At 42.6% G+C, this 18,660-nt stretch carries 18 protein-coding genes and 1 other RNA gene; 8 read left to right on the top strand and 11 right to left on the bottom strand.

Annotated features, from left to right (window positions below; genetic code table 11):
* Positions 1-32: 32 nt before the first annotated feature.
* From bla to B9N89_RS18395, 3 genes are all read right to left on the bottom strand, one after another.
* The gene (gene bla, locus B9N89_RS18405; protein ID WP_132321606.1) at positions 33-815 is read right to left on the bottom strand and encodes a subclass B1 metallo-beta-lactamase; all 783 of its coding nucleotides are present in this window, start codon (positions 813-815) and stop codon (positions 33-35) included.
* Positions 816-930: 115 nt separating this feature from the next.
* Positions 931-1,425, bottom strand: coding sequence for an AAA family ATPase (locus tag B9N89_RS18400; RefSeq protein WP_132321299.1), 495 nt, complete (start codon positions 1,423-1,425; stop codon positions 931-933).
* Between the two features lie 208 nt (positions 1,426-1,633).
* Entirely contained in the window at positions 1,634-2,320 is a 687-nt protein-coding gene (locus B9N89_RS18395; RefSeq protein ID WP_132321301.1) for a hypothetical protein, read from the bottom strand.
* An 834-nt stretch (positions 2,321-3,154) separates the two neighbouring features.
* Between B9N89_RS18395 and ssrA the strand changes: the two genes are divergently transcribed.
* Together ssrA and B9N89_RS18385 are read left to right on the top strand one after the other, a co-directional pair.
* Positions 3,155-3,509: a transfer-messenger RNA gene (gene ssrA / locus B9N89_RS18390) on the top strand.
* Between the two features lie 213 nt (positions 3,510-3,722).
* Positions 3,723-4,094, top strand: coding sequence for a four helix bundle protein (locus B9N89_RS18385; protein ID WP_132321303.1), 372 nt, complete (start codon positions 3,723-3,725; stop codon positions 4,092-4,094).
* A gap of 153 nt (positions 4,095-4,247) precedes the next feature.
* Here B9N89_RS18385 and B9N89_RS18380 read toward each other — a convergent pair whose 3' ends face one another.
* From B9N89_RS18380 to B9N89_RS18365, 4 genes are all read right to left on the bottom strand, one after another.
* Positions 4,248-4,682 (bottom strand): hypothetical protein, encoded by a 435-nt coding sequence (locus B9N89_RS18380; RefSeq protein WP_132321305.1) that lies wholly within the window; start codon positions 4,680-4,682, stop codon positions 4,248-4,250.
* Positions 4,675-5,229, bottom strand: coding sequence for an NADPH-dependent FMN reductase (locus B9N89_RS18375; RefSeq protein WP_132321307.1), 555 nt, complete (start codon positions 5,227-5,229; stop codon positions 4,675-4,677). Before B9N89_RS18375 ends, B9N89_RS18380 begins: the two co-directional genes overlap by 8 nt.
* Positions 5,226-6,101, bottom strand: coding sequence for a pirin family protein (locus tag B9N89_RS18370; protein WP_132321309.1), 876 nt, complete (start codon positions 6,099-6,101; stop codon positions 5,226-5,228). Before B9N89_RS18370 ends, B9N89_RS18375 begins: the two co-directional genes overlap by 4 nt.
* 87 nt (positions 6,102-6,188) lie before the next feature.
* Positions 6,189-6,752, bottom strand: coding sequence for a YceI family protein (locus B9N89_RS18365; protein WP_132321311.1), 564 nt, complete (start codon positions 6,750-6,752; stop codon positions 6,189-6,191).
* A 152-nt stretch (positions 6,753-6,904) separates the two neighbouring features.
* Between B9N89_RS18365 and B9N89_RS18360 the strand changes: the two genes are divergently transcribed.
* The 3 genes from B9N89_RS18360 (at position 6,905) to B9N89_RS18350 (ending at position 8,759) form a co-directional block, all read left to right on the top strand.
* Complete coding sequence (locus B9N89_RS18360; protein WP_132321313.1) at positions 6,905-7,801, top strand: LysR family transcriptional regulator; 897 nt, start codon at positions 6,905-6,907, stop codon at positions 7,799-7,801.
* A gap of 394 nt (positions 7,802-8,195) precedes the next feature.
* Entirely contained in the window at positions 8,196-8,423 is a 228-nt protein-coding gene (locus B9N89_RS18355; RefSeq protein WP_200820743.1) for a hypothetical protein, read from the top strand.
* 21 nt (positions 8,424-8,444) lie between these two features.
* A complete protein-coding gene (locus B9N89_RS18350) occupies positions 8,445-8,759 on the top strand; it encodes a helix-turn-helix transcriptional regulator (protein WP_132321315.1) in 315 nt (104 codons plus the stop codon).
* A gap of 404 nt (positions 8,760-9,163) precedes the next feature.
* Here the strand turns inward: B9N89_RS18350 and B9N89_RS18345 are convergent, their stop codons facing one another.
* Both B9N89_RS18345 and B9N89_RS18340 read right to left on the bottom strand, forming a co-directional pair.
* Positions 9,164-12,214: a hypothetical protein gene (locus tag B9N89_RS18345; protein WP_132321317.1), complete on the bottom strand. Its 3,051-nt coding sequence runs from the start codon at positions 12,212-12,214 to the stop codon at positions 9,164-9,166.
* 262 nt (positions 12,215-12,476) lie between these two features.
* Positions 12,477-12,764, bottom strand: coding sequence for an RNA recognition motif domain-containing protein (locus tag B9N89_RS18340; protein WP_132321319.1), 288 nt, complete (start codon positions 12,762-12,764; stop codon positions 12,477-12,479).
* 406 nt (positions 12,765-13,170) lie between these two features.
* Between B9N89_RS18340 and B9N89_RS18335 the strand changes: the two genes are divergently transcribed.
* On the top strand, positions 13,171-13,563 hold the full coding sequence (locus tag B9N89_RS18335; RefSeq protein WP_132321321.1) for a hypothetical protein: 393 nt from the start codon (positions 13,171-13,173) through the stop codon (positions 13,561-13,563).
* A gap of 208 nt (positions 13,564-13,771) precedes the next feature.
* Here B9N89_RS18335 and B9N89_RS18330 read toward each other — a convergent pair whose 3' ends face one another.
* On the bottom strand, positions 13,772-14,539 hold the full coding sequence (locus B9N89_RS18330; RefSeq protein ID WP_132321323.1) for a carbohydrate binding domain-containing protein: 768 nt from the start codon (positions 14,537-14,539) through the stop codon (positions 13,772-13,774).
* 258 nt (positions 14,540-14,797) lie between these two features.
* Positions 14,798-15,457: a hypothetical protein gene (locus B9N89_RS18325; protein WP_132321325.1), complete on the bottom strand. Its 660-nt coding sequence runs from the start codon at positions 15,455-15,457 to the stop codon at positions 14,798-14,800.
* Positions 15,458-15,722: 265 nt separating this feature from the next.
* Here B9N89_RS18325 and B9N89_RS18320 point away from each other — a divergent pair, with 265 nt between their 5' ends.
* Both B9N89_RS18320 and B9N89_RS18315 read left to right on the top strand, forming a co-directional pair.
* Entirely contained in the window at positions 15,723-16,556 is an 834-nt protein-coding gene (locus tag B9N89_RS18320) for a substrate-binding periplasmic protein (protein ID WP_159455471.1), read from the top strand.
* 176 nt (positions 16,557-16,732) lie between these two features.
* Entirely contained in the window at positions 16,733-18,370 is a 1,638-nt protein-coding gene (locus tag B9N89_RS18315; protein ID WP_159455470.1) for an ATP-binding response regulator, read from the top strand.
* Positions 18,371-18,660: the final 290 nt, after the last annotated feature.

Here is an 18,660-nt window from a genome sequence, read left to right as displayed (position 1 = left end):
GAATTTAGTCAATACCCAAAATCGCTATACTTTTAGCGATTTAACTTTGATGCATCTGACGCCATGAGAGCAACACTAATGGTTTTGTCGATAAGAGATGCATCTCCCCATCGACCATGACCTGGAACAACGAGTTTCACATCGAATTGCTTGAGTCGCTTTGCAGAAGAAGGCCATGCACGTACATCAGCATCACCTAGATACCCAAGGCTGGCTGGCTTGATCATACAACCACCAAACAAGATCTTTTGCCGAGGAAAATACACCACCACGTTATCTGGAGAGTGTGCTGGACCAGGAAAGAAAACTTTGACGGTTTCACCAGAGAAAGAAAACTCTTTTCCCTCTTTGATAGGAAAGCTATTTCTGGCTGACTTCACTGGCGAATTCAAAATCCTTTGTCTTAAATCTGGATCTTTATAGAATGCCGCTGCCTTTTTCGGATCAACCATGTTGGCCTTTTTTCTAAGATCGATCGTTAAATCGCTTGACCATGTTTCGATTCCGTATTTTCCGAACACTGAATTGCCACCAGTGCCATCACGATGAAAGTGCGGATTGATAGCAATCATTTTTTTGGGGTTTAAATTCCCTTTGATCCAGTTAACTAGCTCTTCTGTTGCAAGATTTTCGAAGGGAGAGGACACCACTACCACCGATCGATCTTGCATCTTGATAATTAGCGAGTTGGATTGGTAGAACTCGTGATCTGTTGCAACATAGACGTTGTTCTCTATTTTTGCGATCTCCAGATTGTGTTTGAGTTTGATAGTTTCCTGCTTAGAAAATGCTGTTTTTGCTATGGCCATCAGCATAATGAGTGGAATGGCCTGAGATAAGTTCACAATTTTCTCCGTTACCTTGATTAACTCTTCTTTTGTCGTTCTTATAACCTTACAACATATCACAACAACAATTAATGCAACGCCATTATTTTTTCAGATATGCAGTTATCTCAGATACAATCTTGGCTGGTGATTGGTTTCCGTCAATTTTAATACTTGAGAGCTTCAAGTAGCTTTCTTGACGACGAATCGTTTGTTCGATCCATTCTGCACTACAACCTCCTCTCAACTTCGCTCTTTCGCGGATCGTTTCAGGAGGGGCTAGTAGCGTAAACCTGTGATCCTCAAAGTCCATACCCTTAAGAGGACCAAGGATGTTATCAAATATTTCATCCTTATCCAGTATCCAGGACAGAAACACAGTTTCGATCGCTGAATTGAATAAGTAAGACCTAAGAAGAAATGATACGTTGCGATCGACCATTCGTTTATTTTCTTCGGTGACATGAAAGGGGTTGATCATCCAACACCAATCCCCATCGAGCCACGCAGATGACTTCGTTTGTTTCAGTAGTTCCCGGCACACCGTTGACTTGCCGGCAAGGCTGGTTCCGTTGATTGTTATAAGTTTCTTATTCAAGATGATCCTCTTGGGGAGTTTGGATGGAGCCTTTATATAGACTTATTGGAAGTTGATCATAGCAACAAGTCACCAGCTCATAGGCTGTGGAGAGGACATATAGCTGAATCCACCTTCCCAACAAAAAAGATTCAATTAATGCTCAATTTCGAACGAAGGTGAATTCATAAGGGTAGATTTTAGTATAAGGGTAAATTTTAGTATAATGCTAGAATTGATAGCCTATCAAGAAAGTTGCAAGCCCAAAGGTTGTCACAGTTCCAAAATCCTCAGAAACCTCCTCCATATCCTCTACAAGATCACGCAGGTCTTCATCAGTAATCGCATTAGAAGTTACGCTTGAGGAGAAACTCGATCCTAGCGGAATGCTAGCAGCGATCCATTCGCCACCTAGGTATAAACCTGAATCCAAAGTCCATATGTTGCCCAGACCAATACTGACCGCAGACGATGTTGACTCTAGAGTCGCAGTAATATTAGTTCCATCATATTGATCAGTTACAGAGATGTCAGAGTTGATTTGCCTTTGACCTAAACCAACTCTCCAATAGAAGCTATTGCCTACAAACCACTTCGCATCCACTTCCACTATGCTCGCATCCAAAGTGAAAGTATCTATTGTGGTATAAATCCCTTCTGAAACTAAGGGGCTAGCATCCCACTCACCTGCAGCAAACCGAAATCCTACATTCAAATTTGGATTAAGATTGTAACCAATGCGAGCTCCAGCTCCTGAAATAGGAAAAACAAACCAACCTAGTTCAGCCCCTACGGTAAAAGGTTTCTCACTTCTCCAATCTGCTGATGTCTTGCTCCGATTAGCCTCGTCATCTGCTTGTGATACGGCGACTGAAGACATTAACATAGACGCTATTGCAATACTTTCTTTCAGCACTTTTGGACTCCTAAAATTTCGACTTTATATTAGTCAATAATCTGTTTACAGCATATAGTTCATAGGCATACTTCCATACCCCAAATTCGCTAGGACTCTACACAAACCATTGAATTAATCTAGCGATAAATATGTTCTGTTAGCGTTAAATTACCTTCAATCAGCAACAGGTTATTCCCATCGATCCGACAAGCCGATTCATTGGCTTTGTCGTAAAACTTTGTACTCATTCTTCAGTTGTCATCAGGCCAGCTGAAAGCTGACGAGTTGTCGTAATAGCATGAGTGGCTCGACGTACGATTTTAGTTTCAAATCCTTATCGATGGTGACCTTTAATCCAACTATCGTTAAAACTAAGTCACAGAGCAATCAACATATTGATTGCAGTTTGACCAGAACTCAGCGACCCCTTCTAGCTTAAACATGGCAAAATTTTGTTGGCAGAGCTGGCAGTAGCACACTGGGCTCTCACCTACATTGAAAATAAAGGTTGCTCAATCTATCCAGCTTCTTTTTCTCTGATTACTCCTGCCGTTCGCCCATGATATCCCAGGTATGGACAGGCCAGCTGGAGGAGTATTGCATAAGGCTAGATAAAATAGACGCCAACCTACAAACACTGGTGAACAGCTACATCTGAGTCGGGAAGATCCTCCTCACAAATAAGCCATATAGACATATTAAACCTTCCGAAGACCTGCCCATTGCACCGGGTTGTCGGTAATGTCACCAATTCAGGGGACATGATGTTCCGATTTTCCTTTGCTTTTAGAGGAAGATTTTCTATAAACATTGGTTCCACTGCTTTCGAGCAGTTACGGCTTTCTCCCTTATGGGGGCGCACTGGTTTCGACGGGTGTGGAAGCCGATTTTAAGGAGCATGTCCGGGGTGGTAACGTGACCCGGTTATAAACGCGTTTCAAATGTTAATCGGCAACGATTACTCTTTAGCAGCTTAAGTTCTGCTACGTTGACCTAGGAGATGCCAACACTCCTAGCTAGACGTACTATCCGTTGGCTTACCACTGAGAGTCTTCCGCCTGTAGAACTCATGGGACATCAATCAGGCTGCGGCTACAGTAGCTTGCCTCGGGCGCCTGTAGCAGGAGGATAAATCTAGGATCTAAGCATGTAGTAGCCTTTGTCTGCCCACATTCGGACGCGGGTTCGATTCCCGCCGCCTCCACCAGTTTCGCTTGCGAAACTACTCTATCTACTCTCAACTATCATCTTAGCGAAACTGGAGCATGAGTAGCTTGTTGAGAGTAGATAGAGGGGTTGATAGATGTCCTCCTCTGAAATCTGATGTCACTTCCAACTCACAACATTATGTACGAAACTTCGAACGAGCTAAAGCTCGTTAGCACAAGATGATCGTTTAGGGTGGATAGAGGAGATACCTATGGCCTTTTCATTCGAAGATCCAAAAGTTTACAAAGCTGCAATTGACTGGAATGACAACATCAATCAGGTACTGGACAGTTTGGGTTCCAACTGCTCAAGATCCCTTCGAGATCAGATGGAGCGTGCCTCGTTATCCATTCCGCTCAATATCGCCGAGGGGAATGGTAGATGGCACAAAGGGAAAAAGCGTCAATTTTTTTGGATAGCCCGCGGTTCCGCGTTTGAATGCTTTGCAATTCTGCAAGTCATGGCTAGGAGAGGTCTGCTTTCTGATTCGACTGTTGGCAACCTATATGACCAGCTTGCTGAAATTTCAAAAATGCTTTCAGCATTTATCAGATCTGTAGACAAGTTGAAATCTCGGGCCTAATTGTTCTTCAAATTCTTTTATAAATTACAAGGGCTTCGACCAAACCATTCGATTGATTATTACAGGCTTCAGCTATAGACCTTAAGCCCCGATTTAGCTGCAAATTGAGTGTCGAAACTCTTATCGCTAAATCCCTAAGTATTTTTATGAATACTACTCATCTCGGAATCTATAGTGAGCAACAAAACTGAGAACAATGGCACTGGCGCAGATAAGGGTCATGACCGTACCAGGAACAAAATTGACAAAACCGCCTAAGTCCATAAAAAGAAAATATCCAATATCCGCAAGTCCGCCAATCATCGCCGTTACGAAAATGGACGTGACAGAACCGCGCCACATAAAAACACCACCTATCGTGGTTGCGACGCCAAACCAGAGCAGATTCCATCCATGCTGTCCGAGAATCCCACCCACAGCATCTGGGTATGACATTTGAAGAATAGATGGGTCTACGCCATCTGCTATCCCAGCAATTGCGTTTGGTATGTCCTGTGTAATCGTCATGATTCCAGCAAAAGCATGAACAAGACCCCAAATTACCCATAAAACAGTTGATGTGCGAATTAGAGATTTGTGGCTAATCATTTTCGAACTCCTTCTTTAGAGCAACAACGGTTGAACGAATCTGATCAACGATTTCTCTATTGATGATTTCATTGGTAACTAAATCATAGTTGTCTTTGAATTTTCCCACTGACACCTTGCCTTTGATGTCCATTCCGAAGAATGGTCCTGCCATCTCTGCTGCTCCTAAGACCCCTGCTCCTCCACGCGGCCCAGGGGTCGCGGCCATCAGAATTGTAGGTTTGTCCTGATAAACTTTCTGATTTAAGCGAGAGGTCCAGTCGAACAAATTTTTATAAACCGCCGTGTAGGAACCGTTATGTTCGGCAAATGCAATCACGACTGCGTCTGCTTCTCCAATCATTTGGTAGAACCGTTTTGCCTTTTCCGGAATACCATTCTCTTGTTCGCGGTCCTGACGGTAAAGCGGGAGTTCGTAGTCAACAAGATCGATAGTGTTAACCTCAGAGTTTGGAATCAACTCGCTAACGATTCCTTTAGTGAAGTACAATAGTTTCTTGTTGATTGAATTCTTGTGATTAGTAGCTGCAATAAGTAGAAATTTCATTTGATCACCCCATATCTCCCCTCAGAATAGTCTTTTTTAGCGATATACAACTCGTCTTTTGTATTCATGACAAAGGGACCACCCAAAGCTACTGGCTCGTTGTAGGTTTCACCTCCAAAAATAAGGTACCAGCTTTCGCTGTCCGAAATGTTGGTCAATTCAACCGTGTCTGCGTTTTCGGTCAATACAGCCATTTCGTTCTGGCTTAAAACCGCATTGTCTATTTTTAGTTGTCCTTCCATTATAACAATTCCGGCCTCCAAATTCGGTGGAATCGCGACATGCACTGTTTCACCTGGTTGAATTCGAACATCCCACAAAAACATTTCAGCATAAGTCGGAACCTTTGATCTGACATCTTCGTATTGTCCCACCACAACACGGAGTTTGCCTTTTCCATTGGAAAGGGTTGCCTCTGGGACAGCTTTCTTGTGAAGGGCGAGATATTCCGGTCTTTCAGCTTTCACTTTCGTTGGTAAATTGATCCACAGCTGAACGCCGTTAATCGTAATCGACCCTTGGTTGGGAGCATAACTAGGTGCTTCGTCGTGAATGATACCATTCCCAGAGTTCATCCACTGCACTCCTCCGGCTTCGATAGTTTCGCTATTGCCCAAACTATCTTTGTGATGAATCGCTCCTTCGTATAGATAGGTTAGCGTAGCTATACCTCGATGAGGATGTGAGGTATCCCCCATGGCCGCCAAGTTATGTTCTAGATCCGACGTGTCGAACCTTACCCTCAGCAATTGGTCGAGAAGGATAAAATGGCCTATCATTAATCTTTGCCGGTCAGGAAGAGAGCGAATGATCTGATGAGGGCCGATAGTTTCATTCTTTCCTTTTATCACTGTTTCTACAGTTCGATTCATAATTCCGCTCCAATTAACGTAAGATCAATGTACCCGTATAAATAACCTGTGATTCGCTCATCATTTGTCCTTCCTCCAAATCAGTTGTTAATGGGGCAAGGTGGACAAATCCAAGTTCACTTTAAGGGCAATATAGTCTTTCACACTCACCATGATTCCGCCCACCATGCTCGGGGGCTCAATACCAAATTCAGTTAGTTTTGTTTCGACCTGTCCTGACAATTTGTTGTTTGCGATTTTGACAGCGAAGACGACATCGAACCATTTGTTGCCGATTTTTAGTTTGCCGGAAATTTGATCTGTTTGACCGTTTCGTAACTGTTCAAACTTTTCGGGTGAGAAAGTCTCAGATTCATACATCAAGTTTTTACTAACGTCGCCCTTCAACATCTTAACAACTTCAGCATCGCGGTCGGGTTCACCACTGTCGAATTTGTCTAGAGGAATTGACATCTTTAACTTTATAGTACCGTTAGACTTGTCGAGCTTCGCGTTAATGTTCTTGTTCATGCCGATGGCAGTCTTGTCGTTGAACAAAAACATCGTTTTCTTAGCACCCCAAGAAACCCAGTTTCCGTCGGTTGAACCGTATAGATTGGTCGATATCATGAACAATATGATGATCGCTGGAATAATTGTCTTTTTCTTCATCGTTGAACCCTTTTACGGTTAAAGTGTTTCAGACTTTCAATGCTTAGCGATGCGCTGCTTCCTCATCCCACACACAATTGACTTTACGGTATTTTCTGATTTTACATTATAGGGTATAATTAAAAATCTCTTTACATATATTTGGATAATATATGCAGCTGAAATCAATAGATATTTTCGTGAAAGTTGTACAAGCCGAGAGCTTCACTGGCGCAGCGAAGGCTCTTGATATCCCTAACTCTACAGTTAGTGCTCGCATTTCACAGCTGGAGGAGTCTCTTGGCGTGACTCTCCTCAATCGGACTACAAGACGTGTTTCCGTCACAGAAGCGGGGCAGAAGTTCTATGAGGGATGCTTTCAAGCAATGGAAGTCATTGAACTAGCGAAAAATGAAATCACCCAGTCAAATACAGAGTCACAAGGACTGCTGCGAGTCACTTCAACGGTGGATCTCGGCCAAAGTGTTTTGCCTTCGTTGATCAGGCGTTTTTCTACAGCTTTTCCTAAAGTCGAGTTAGAACTCATCTTGACAAACGAACGGTTAGATTTGGTCTCGCACAACATTGACATAGCCATAAGAATTGGAAAGCTTGCCGACTCTTCTCTCAAGTTGCGCAAGTTGGCCGAAGCCAAAGTAGGGGCCTTCGCCAGTCCAGAATATATCGACAAGCATGGATCACCAACCCACCCCAAGGAGTTAAGTCAACATACCATTATAGGCTTTAAGCCTGTTAAGAACAGAAAAGCAACTTTTAAGAAAGGGAAGTCCACCCATTCTCAAAAGATCAATTCCCATATTTGGTGTGATGACCCTCACGTCGTTAAAGCCCTCGTGATGGAAGGACTTGGAATGGGATTCCTAGGCGGATTCCATGTCTCAAGTGAAGTTAAAAGAGGCTCTCTCATACCAATCCTTCCTGATTGGACTGCGGATAAAGTTGCTTTGTCGCTGGTTTATGTGGAGAAAAAGTTTTTGCCAGTTCGGCTACGCAACTTCATTGACTTTGCGGCAGAAGAATTTTCAGCTTATGAAGCCACTCATCTATGAATCGGCAATGAACACTTTTTTCGATCAGCGATTGATTGAGCGAGAGTAATAGCTAAGCAAGCTTTTTCAAAAATAATAGGTTCAAACGAAACCTCACCCGAAATTCTCAGAAAAATTTTTCCCAACCCATTCGGTATATATACGTAAGCTGCCAGAGCTGAACCTCTTCCAACCAATCTGACCTCTAAAAACTTAAGGTTTACAAAGCCTTGGCTTGTTTGGTATTTCTTTTTCCAGGTTCGATTGCAGCCGCCTCCACCACTAACAACCTAAAATCACTAGAGTCTTTCTCAGCTAAGGAACAAAAAGGGAACATCCTACCCGCAAAACTCGAGTTTGTGATTGCCTTGTACCCATATTAAGGGTACATTCCTTGCAGGAGGAATTACAAGACATGGAAGTCGAGTTTTCAAATAATGCCAAGAAGCAGCTCCGAAAAGTACCGAACTACGTCCAGTCTAAGTTGATGTATTGGGTAAGTCAGGTACAAGATTATGGAATCGAGGAAGTTAGGAAAATTCCAGGATTTCATGATGAGCCGTTAAAGGGCAAAAGAAAAGGTCAAAGATCGATTAGACTGCTAAGTCTTGGAGGGCTATATACCAAATCGTTGACAACATAGTTGTGATAGAGGTGCATAACCATGACTACTAAAAAGAAAAAATCAAAAGCGATGAAGTTCCTGGAAAAATTAACAGGCGGTCCATTAACCTTTGCAGACCTGTTTCGCTCGATCCGAGAAGGGGAAGAGTGGACGCAAGAAGAATATGGTAAGCTACTAGGCCTTTCTCGACAAAAAGTGTGCGATATTGAGAAGGGAAGAAGGCTTCCCAGCCCTGAAAAGGCTGTCGAGTATGCGAAAATTTTGGGGTATCATCCTGAGAGCTTCGCGAAGCTAATAATAGAAGAACAAATAAAAAAAGCCGGGTTGAAGCTGAAGGTTATAGACGCTGCCTAGTAAGTAATCGTTTACTCGGAAGAAAAGTTCCTATTCACTTTCTGGGCTGAGGGAACAAAAAGGGAACAGTATCGAGGGAAACAAATGAGGGTGTAAAAACTTTCGTGTATGAACAAGGCTAGTCGGCTGGCGATTTTGGTATTATGCAGATGAGATCTGCAATTTGTTGCCTCTCACAGCAATCTCTACCCTCCAAGCTAAAAGCTGTCAAGAAAAAGATTTACTGCATAAACACAAACAGCCGCCATAGCAAAAGGCTCTGCTCACACAATAGTGGATGATCTTACGAAACTCGCCCCCGACAAGTGGCAGGGCCGCACAAATACACCACCGAACGAGACGATATATCCAAGAATATTCGCTTATCCTGACCAGGCAAATGGCCCGGCCTGGTCAGGAATCAATCAGTTGTTTGAATTAGCACATTGAGAGTTGTTACTGCTGATGTCGATGTTATTGAGTCTTGGAATACTTATTAGTTTCATAATCAGGCTGTCTTCATCTTCGAAACAAAGATCTGGATTTTTCTTTACGATTATATCTAATCTTCGATAGGGATATTCCATTTCTGATAAATGCTCTAAGTTGTTTACCCCAGTAAGGTTGTGGTTCGACGTAATTTTGATGCTAGATCTACGATTCTTGAAAGGCTCATTGTTGAAAGTTACCGTCTTAAAACTTTGATTTTGGTTAATTTCTATGCCGCTAAACATCTCAACCCCACTTAAATCAAGTACTCCCCGTTCCTGAGCCCGAGCACCATTATTTCTTATTGTGAGACTATCTTTGATGGAGTTCACAGAACGAAGGCTAACGTCTGCTAAGCTAGGATTGCTCCAAATAAAAATATCAGAGAGTACTTCAGTGGCTCCGAGTTCAATCTTCTTGAGCAAATCATTCTGGTAAGCATAGAAGAATGCTAAATGTGACACAGAACTTTTTATCGAAATAGTCTCTAAGAAGTCATTCTCATTCACTGTCAAGTCTATCGTCAGAATTGTATTTTCAGCGTCATTCTTATCAGTATCCTCACCAAGTACAATATTTTCAACACAGCTGTTTAAGATAGTGAGACTACCAGAGGTCATACTAGGCAAATTAATGTCATAAAGAGAATCGGGCAAACATGTACTTGTGATATTTTGTATCTCAATCCTAGACCTAGATAGCGACGGTAGCTTGAGCTGATCGATATTTGCACCTTCTAAGCTAATCTTGCGAGAGGCGACAAGCTTGTCGGCATTCAATGTGAAGAGTGTAGGTTTAGTATTACCATCAACATTGTTGCTTTTTAATGTCAGCGATCCCACTCGTGATAGCGCGGGGAAAGAGGCCGCTTTTAAGAATGATGTGCCGATAGAGAGCTCTCCGCTTATCACTTCTACATGCGGTAGTTCAATTTCTATTTGATTATCGAGTAGTTCTTGATTTCCTAGAGTATAATTGCCCGCAAGTGTTTTGCATTGCGAAAGACTAGCTCTCACCTTCTCATAGTCCAGTGAAGCATTACCTTCAAAGACATTGGTTTCACTGTTGCATAGCTCATATTCTTCAGATGTAAGCCAAATACCCATTTGATGGCTCACAGCCAACCCATCTTTCTGGCATCTGATTTTTAAGGTCTCTGCTTGATCGATACTAAATGATTTGACTTTCAGCTCCTCAATACTTCCCTCGTAACCGGTAACGCTATTCCGCAATTCGCAGTGGGTATCTCCGGGAAGATGTGCCGCAATGAAAGGCTTCACCTCTGTACCTGGCTCAACAAATTGATTGCTTGCTGTGATTGCAAGATGTGCGACATTTAGAATCAAGGGCTGTGAAAGTGTTTTTGTACTTCCGTTTTTATCTTGGCAAAGTAAGTTAATCTCGACTTCATTTTCCGACCATTCAGATAGATCGAATTCCATCGACTGACCGATCTTGCTCATATCAACTTGCTGACTTAGGCTTTTACTACTCTGCAAGTTGCAACTTTCGGCTCCTGTAACGTCAATAGTTAGCTCAACATTCTTAAGTTCTCCGGGAGAGACCCAGTCTTTCTCCAGTGAAAACTCCGCGATTTCGATTAATGTCGATTCCTCGATAAAAATTTCAACATCTTTGGTAAACAAGTGATTGTCAAAACCCTGGCATTGAAGCTGGTACGTCCCACTTTTCTGAGGGCGAAAAAATCCTGTATGGGACTTGCCCTGCTGATCCTGAATGAGTTCTTTACCGGTGGGATTGCCATCGGGATCAATTGTTTGGCAAGAGCCTAGATATTGACCAACAGCCCCGACTTGGACAATCATCCCAGGATTGGCAAGGGTAATCTTGTCATTGTTGCTCCTTGGTTGGAAAGAAACCCGTTTTAAGGAAGCAATATTTATCGTAACGGCTTCCGTATAGATGCTGCCACCATGTTTGCACTGGAGCTCAATAGTCTCGTCTTCCTGAAATGAGTACACCGTAAACTCTATCTCTACTTCGCTAGCCTCTAACCATGAGTCAGCATAGCGTAGTCGGCACCCCCCATCTGCGATGATATCCCACTTGAGTGTCGTCTTGTACTTTTGGGCGCCAGTGTAGTTGACTCCATCGGGTGTCGCAGTGAAAAAATTCACTTTGTACGGTAGATCTTTGTACGAGTTCGTTATTGTTATGGTTTTAACTACAGGCTCCCCATAGTCTCCAGTACATTTAAGAAGGTACTCGCCGTAGGGCAAATCAAGTTCCCCAGAAGGATCAACATAACCTAAATCCTTCCTGGGATCGGTATTCTTTAAGGTGCAGCTCTGCACGTTTTGAGTTGTCCACGTGACCTTGGTTTTTTCAGTAGGCTTCACATTCGACAACTCGCTCGAAAAAGTCAAAATTTTCGGTTGAATAGCTACACATTGCTGATCAACTGCTTCAAAGGCATTGTTACAAGATTCGATGCTTACAAAAACTTCTTCGCCTTTATCACATTTGAAATGCCCCGTTCCATTGGGAATTTTTTGTGTCCATGTGCTTCCATCTTCATGGCTACCGCAATTTTTTTTAACAAGAGATTCAGTGCACTGTAGACCAACCACTTCGTATCCTGGTTCGCAGCTCACTACTGATACAAGCTCTTCTTGTTGACTAGCGTTGCAAGTGAAGGCCCCGGTGCCATTGTCGATAGGTTCTTGCCACTGCTCACCTACAGACTTTCCATCGCAAGTTTTCGGTGCTTCCACGCAACGATCACCCTCTAAAGTAAAGCCTGTATTGCAGCTTAGCGAGATTCTGATTCCCTGCAAATTCTCATCACAGGTATAGGTCGCGACACCCGAATCGACTGCTTGGTTCCACTTCTCGCCTGCCGTTCGCCCAGCGCACAATGAATCTGGAGTTGGAGGTGGATTGCCAGGAGAGTTACCAGAAGAAGACTTACCCCCGCATGAGAAAGCCAACAGCACTATAGGTGCGAGAATCATTATCCGGTTCATATTGTCGTCCTTAATCAAGAAATTGGAATCTCATCAGTAGTGAGAAATGACTCAGAAACTCGTATGTTATTGCATCGATCTAGAACAGACTCACTTGAAAACTGGACCTTATGCGGGCAAGACTACATCGGGGTAGATCCGCGAGTGTGGAGCTACTAATTGGCATTTTAAAAATAAGGAAACTAATGCTGGAGAAACCAGGAAAGGATATCGATGAAGATGCTTGGAAGAAGAGCCTGCAAAAGCAGGCTCTGCGGCATGTCTACCAGCGGCGTCCGCCACCGTGATTACCACCACCACGGGGCTTATCTTCCGCTTCGTTGACCTTAATGGTGCGACCGTCTAGCTCACGACCGTCCATTTCAGAAATCGCTTTTTGAACAGACTCGTTGTCACCGAAAGTGACAAATCCAAAGCCACGTGACCGTCCAGTTTCACGGTCTGTGATTACTTTGGCATCAGACACATCACCAAATTGACCAAAAGCTTCACGAAGCTCTTCGTCACCAGTATTCCAACTCAATCCACCAACAAAAACTTTGTTACTCATAAACTCTCTTTTTTCTTAAACACGCAACCACTTTTCGGGAAACGAGGCTTTTCCTCGATCCCAATGGGTGCAGATTTCGCCTCAGTATACCATAAGATTATAAAATCTACTACTGCGATCGTTTCAATGATATTAGACGGTTGAAAAAAAGTATGATTTTTTTCCAACTCGCTTCCACAAATACCCTCATCTGATGAAATGGCATCGCACAGCAAGCTCTTCGCGTTTCTGAGGAGAAGATCTATGATCGATGAGAGTTCATGACCTCCAAGATGAATGGAGCTGACTTGCGAATAACTCTACACCCGTTTGATATTACTAGTATAAATTTACCAGCCAAACATGCAATAAAGACCCACCTGCGATGTCTTAGTAAAGTCAACTAATTTTAAACGGATAACTCAAAATGAAGATACTACTAAGTTTACTCATCAATTTAACATTAATTGTACTTGTTGTCGGTTGTGGGAAAGACTCTAAGAGCGATGAAGGGCCCAAAGTCACTCAAGCTCCAAGTTTTAAACACTTTTCTATAGTGGGTCGCGAATGTCTCGAATTCAACGACTCCTATACCACGATGCTAAATGACTACGAAGAAGGCTCTTGCCCTTCTGAGCGAGATTATAATGTTGACGGCGTTTCTGGCTCTGGTCAGAAAGTTGCTTCCTGCTACTATCCAAGTATGGGAATGATCAAGTATAACTACTATGCCCCTCAGTCAGTGGTTGATAGCAAATCCGTTGTTGAATCCGCACAAGATGATTGTGATGGTGAGTTTGAACTCCTTGATGTGCTATAGAATAGGCTCTGTCTGAAAGCTTCTCAAAGCGTTTCTAGCAAATCAAAAGGAGATATTCATGAGCTGTTTAAGAAAATCGCTAGCATCCAAGCGATGATCAACTGCTTTCGTGGGTCTGAGCTATGATTAGGACGCACCGTTCAAGCTAAGACTGGTGCGTCCTTGTTGAAATTTGAGTTGATCCAAATCTTTACTCAAAGTTCAATCATTAGGGTCGCAACGAAGTAGAGTCAGCAACAACAACCCAACCATAGATGGGCTGTGATAGGCTTGGATCGTAGTAACTAAGACAAACATACATTTTAAACGTAGTTGAATAATGACCCTGGCGCTCCACAACTGTCTGACCAATATTAGCACTCTCACACTCTGGCTTTGGATCACCCGCATAATCAAAGTAATGTTTATAAGTGATAGACTTGACCGCTTTGTGGTCCTGGTTCACTTCTTCTAGGGTTACATTGTCGACCCATATGACCGCTGATCTATTTAATGGTGTTTCGTTGTTACCAAAGTTAAACGCGATTCTTGCATCATCATCACTTTCATGAGACATGGTAAACGTTCGATCAAACCGGCCAGGGCCCGGATTTGCCTGCAAGTTTACTGCAGGAAAGTACTGGGTGTAGTCATTTCCTGCTTCCTCAATAGCGACATCAATATCGCCATCGGAACTGTGGCTCGACGTTGTGTAATCGAATCGTAAACGGTAAGACTTACCTTTTTCTAGGCTAATACCGCTCTGGGTAAGCTGGATATGCCAAGCTTCGGAACCACCATCGCTTATGGTAACACGACCGTCATCGTAAAAAGCACCAATACTAAAAGTTGCGGACGCTTCGCTTTCAAATACATAGGTTTGCCAATGGTTGCTACCTTGAGAAAAGTCGCCATTGCTTACTAAATTACCAGCAAACAAGCTAGACCCTGAAATTAATGCCACAGTCGATACCAATTGACCAAAGAATCTGATCATAACTATTCCCTCTTGAAAGTCATTACTAACGAAACTAGTACTCGTTTACATAGGGGATTTCAATGTAGATAATAGAAGATTAAGAAAAAGATTTGCTGAATCTCAAACATTAATGAAACGATCCATCATAATTCGATGTATAAATACCGACTGATAAACGAATCGTTTAGATAGGCATTTCCTTGCAGTTCTTTGCGGCTTTATAATCTTATCGACTGCACTCTGCACCAGAACTTGATCTTGATGCAGAGAACAAACCTATTCCATTAAGGAGGACCCTTTAACACCTATAAGAAGATACATGTCTGAATCTGATCCCGTCGTCACCTCATCGCCAGGGACGCTAATCTCTTGATCCTGACGATAAGTCTTCGCATCCCAAGAAAGTGATCGGAAACCTGCCCCAATGATAAAGCGCACTTGAGGGCGAAACCGATACCCAATATAGATCGATGTGTCTTTAACATCATAATCGTATTTCTTAATATAATCTTCGACGGCTGCTACGGGGTTCTCTCGACCCGTTATGGTTTCAGTGGATTTTCCAGCAGCATAGAACCAATGCATCACCTCTACATCCAACAGATAGCTTGGGAACAAGCCCAAGCCAACAGTTGCACCCTGGTAATTAAATTGAAACGGCCTTTTGCTAGACCAATCTTTGACAGCATCGTAGAATCCCGACTTGCCAAAACCAATCGTAAGATAAGCAAGATCATCGTACCGAATAAATTGAAAACCGAAGTTCACTTTTAGGGTTGAAAAATCTCGATCGTTAACTTGCCCTCGATCGACTACAATCGTTGAATAGGATGCAGTATCCAATCCATCGATAAATATTGTTTTCTTACTTTTAGGCTTAGAAATACCAAGTGAGCTTAGCGCGAGAATAGCAACTAAAATTGACAGTTTGTTCATGATGCGCCTCAAAAACGAATTTAAATCATTACGGATTATCATCAAATAGATGAGCAAAACTGGTGCCAGTAATTGAACCTGATAATACTGGAGATCAGATGTAGAGAGCCGCTACACCTGCCTTATTTTTAACGACTAGTAATTATTACATTGAGAAAGAATCTCTATGGGACGAGATGCTAAAACAGATGAATTGCAAGCTTTCCTAAAACAATATAGATTGTTGCAGATATTTTCTGCTAGATCTCTTTCCAATGGGGTTGATATGTTAAGGTATTATATTATTTTTATGGCCTTCTTGTCGGCACCCGAGCTTCAAGCTACGTCCACCAAGCCTGATCAATCAAAAAAAGTTCGCCTTGTCACTGGCGAATGGTGCCCCTACTTCTCAAGTAGTTTTAAAGAGAATGGGGTTTTTTCTAGAATCGTCGTTCAAGCATTTAAGAAAGAAGGGTATCAAGCGCAAATCGAATTTAAGCCCTGGACTAGGGTCTACCATGAAGTCAAGAACGGCTCTTATGATGGCTCACTAGGCTGGACTAGAACACCAAACCGAGAGAAGATTTTCCACTTCTCCGATCCAATTTTAGATCAAGAGCAGGTTTTCTTTCATCTAAAAGCCACTCGTTTCGACTGGAAGCGTTTACTGGATTTAAAGCCATATAGCATAGGCCTTACTAGGTCCTTTGCCTATACAGAAGAGCTACTTTCCATGGTCAGAAGTGGAAAGCTCAAAGGTGAGTTTATCGCTTCCGACCAAAATAATATGAGGAAACTATCTGAAAAAAGAGTCGATCTTTTTCCAGTGGCCCATGAGGTTGGCTACTGCTATGTCAAAACAATCCTCACAACGGAGAAGCAACCGCTGATTACTCATCACAAGAGACCACTTAAAGTATCACACCTACATGGAATTTTTCCCAAGAAGAATCAAAAGAGTGTCGAGCTTGTCAAGGCTCTCAATCGAGGCCTCGATAAACTTCGCAAGGATAGTGAATTCGAAGATATTTTGAATGACTCGGAATTCAAAAATTACAGCAAATGGACTTGTGACTGGCTTGATCAGCACTGGAGTTTTAAGCCGGACCTTTTTGATTGACTCCCACCTTTTCCATTTTTCATAAAAATATTCGAATGATTCCTTACCTACACCAAAATATGCCTTTGATGGCAGCATTACCTTGCTGTAACCTCTATGTTTTATTTTTCATCTAAATCATTTGCAATCCGATACGAGATCTGAAGCGTGTGAGGAAAAAAATGATAGACTCCAACTTGCGAACAAGCGTATTTAACCTAGTTTCTGCCAGTCTTGGAATTTTGCTAGCCTTCGTTCTGCTGATTGGTAGTGCTATTGACCCGGAAAATCATAATGCTTTAGCTATTACCTTCCTCGCGGACCTCATCTTCCTTTCAATGTTCGGGCTGAACTACACTAAAAAAATCCCCACAGCAGTGGCATCATACATTACAATTACAACTCTTCTTTTAACCATTTTTAGCCTTGGCTATCTAGGTCGAGGTTTACAATCCCCTGTGCTTGTCGCTATTGTAGGAATACCTATTCTCGCAACTTTGCTTCTAGGCTGGAAACAAGGCTTTATCTTTACCATCGGATCAATTGGATCGATCGTTGTACTCTACTTCACCAGGCCGCACGATTTCAATCAACATCTATACGGCGTCCGACCAGAAAACTGGGTTCCAATCTTTATTCTTTCTTTGGCATCGACGACAATTGCTATACTCATCTTCTTCTACGCTTTTGAAACCACCCGAGCTAAACACGAACGCAAACTCAATGAACTGAATCGCAAACTTTCAGAAACACTAGAAGACAAAGTGAGGTTTTTCTCATTGATGAGTCATGACCTACGAACCCCTATCAACTCCATCATTGGCTACAGCGAGTTGATTGACGAGGATCTCAAGTCTGGTTCATATGGCAATATTCACAAGGATCTTCACTCCATTCATCAATCTGGAAAGCACATGCTTGCCTTGGTAAATGACCTTCTTGACCTTACCAAGACTCAGGCTGGTCAAATGCAATTCTCCCCGAGCACGTTTGACCTCCAAGAGTTTTTTCAGGATTTGAATCAGACATGTACGGCCATATATCCAGATCATCACAATACACTCAGGATGGATATCAACGTCAATGGAATATTCTATGCACCTCAATTAAGACTTAAGCAACTGATTACAAACCTAATCAGTAATGCTATGAAGTTCACTGACCACGGACTTGTAGTAGTAACCGCAACGCTATCCAACTCCCATCCAAGAATGCTCAAATGTACAGTTCAAGATAATGGGATAGGGATCTCTGACGATGAACAGACTAAAATATTCGATGCATTCAAGCAAAACAATGGAAAGCTAAATCATATGAGTGCGGGACTTGGCCTCCCTCTGGTAAAAACCATGATTGAAGCAATGAATGGCAGGATTACAGTAAAGAGTGAACTGAGTATTGGTAGCCAATTCACTATTGAACTTCCTGAGTTCCTGGGAGCTCCGATCACTCTTTCAGATAGTAAGCCCACGGTCTTGCTAGTAGATGACGACACCGACGTCTTAGACCTGCTCAGTGAGTATCTAGTCGATGATGGAATATATGCAGTTCAGACTGCTAGGAGTGGTCTTGATGCCATTGACCTTCTAAAAATCAGAGACTTTGACATTATTATTATCGACTATCAGATGCCAGATATGAATGGTTGGGAGCTTTTACAAAAGATCAGAGCGCAAAATCTCTCCCCAAAAGCTGTTTGTATTTTTTCTACGGGAATTCCTCAGATGGTAGATCGTGCGATAAAAGATGCACTTAACCTAAAAGTCTTAGCAAAACCGTTTTCCTACGAGACCTTGAAGCAAGCAATAGAAGATGTAAAAAGTATGGCAGCTTAATAGTTTTGTCACTATGAAAAGGCGCCAGTCAGGCTAGCTTGCGAGCACTAATTTTTTGGGAGACACACTTCCGTCGAAGCATTGCCTAGTCGTCGATGATGATCTTGAAATCATGCTCATTCTATGCAAGATCCTTGGCGAACTGCACTACTTTTGAATTTGTCTCTTTGGTCGGAGATATATGCCCAAAACCCAAACTACTAAATTACCTTGGTGCTTCCGCTCTAGCTCAAGGGAAACTCCTAGAAGCCCAAACCTATTATCCAATGAGACTGCTTATCTGATAGTTC

The sequence above is a fragment of the Pseudobacteriovorax antillogorgiicola genome, assembly GCF_900177345.1.
Lineage (GTDB): Bacteria > Bdellovibrionota_B > Oligoflexia > Oligoflexales > Oligoflexaceae > Pseudobacteriovorax > Pseudobacteriovorax antillogorgiicola.
The sequence above is the reverse complement of the archived record's forward strand: the minus strand, read 5'-3'. Positions and strand labels throughout refer to the sequence as shown.

What these genes read in the sequence shown, in the direction of transcription:
- bla (WP_132321606.1), bottom strand. Translation starts at nt 815, where the DNA reads ATGCTGATGGCCATAGCAAAAACAGCATTTTCTAAGCAGGAAACTATC.
- B9N89_RS18385 (WP_132321303.1), top strand. Translation starts at nt 3,723, where the DNA reads ATGGCCTTTTCATTCGAAGATCCAAAAGTTTACAAAGCTGCAATTGAC.
- B9N89_RS18380 (WP_132321305.1), bottom strand. Translation starts at nt 4,682, where the DNA reads ATGATTAGCCACAAATCTCTAATTCGCACATCAACTGTTTTATGGGTA.
- B9N89_RS18375 (WP_132321307.1), bottom strand. Translation starts at nt 5,229, where the DNA reads ATGAAATTTCTACTTATTGCAGCTACTAATCACAAGAATTCAATCAAC.
- B9N89_RS18370 (WP_132321309.1), bottom strand. Translation starts at nt 6,101, where the DNA reads ATGAATCGAACTGTAGAAACAGTGATAAAAGGAAAGAATGAAACTATC.
- B9N89_RS18365 (WP_132321311.1), bottom strand. Translation starts at nt 6,752, where the DNA reads ATGAAGAAAAAGACAATTATTCCAGCGATCATCATATTGTTCATGATA.
- B9N89_RS18360 (WP_132321313.1), top strand. Translation starts at nt 6,905, where the DNA reads ATGCAGCTGAAATCAATAGATATTTTCGTGAAAGTTGTACAAGCCGAG.
- B9N89_RS18355 (WP_200820743.1), top strand. Translation starts at nt 8,196, where the DNA reads ATGGAAGTCGAGTTTTCAAATAATGCCAAGAAGCAGCTCCGAAAAGTA.
- B9N89_RS18350 (WP_132321315.1), top strand. Translation starts at nt 8,445, where the DNA reads ATGACTACTAAAAAGAAAAAATCAAAAGCGATGAAGTTCCTGGAAAAA.
- B9N89_RS18345 (WP_132321317.1), bottom strand. Translation starts at nt 12,214, where the DNA reads ATGAACCGGATAATGATTCTCGCACCTATAGTGCTGTTGGCTTTCTCA.
- B9N89_RS18340 (WP_132321319.1), bottom strand. Translation starts at nt 12,764, where the DNA reads ATGAGTAACAAAGTTTTTGTTGGTGGATTGAGTTGGAATACTGGTGAC.
- B9N89_RS18335 (WP_132321321.1), top strand. Translation starts at nt 13,171, where the DNA reads ATGAAGATACTACTAAGTTTACTCATCAATTTAACATTAATTGTACTT.
- B9N89_RS18330 (WP_132321323.1), bottom strand. Translation starts at nt 14,539, where the DNA reads ATGATCAGATTCTTTGGTCAATTGGTATCGACTGTGGCATTAATTTCA.
- B9N89_RS18325 (WP_132321325.1), bottom strand. Translation starts at nt 15,457, where the DNA reads ATGAACAAACTGTCAATTTTAGTTGCTATTCTCGCGCTAAGCTCACTT.
- B9N89_RS18320 (WP_159455471.1), top strand. Translation starts at nt 15,723, where the DNA reads ATGTTAAGGTATTATATTATTTTTATGGCCTTCTTGTCGGCACCCGAG.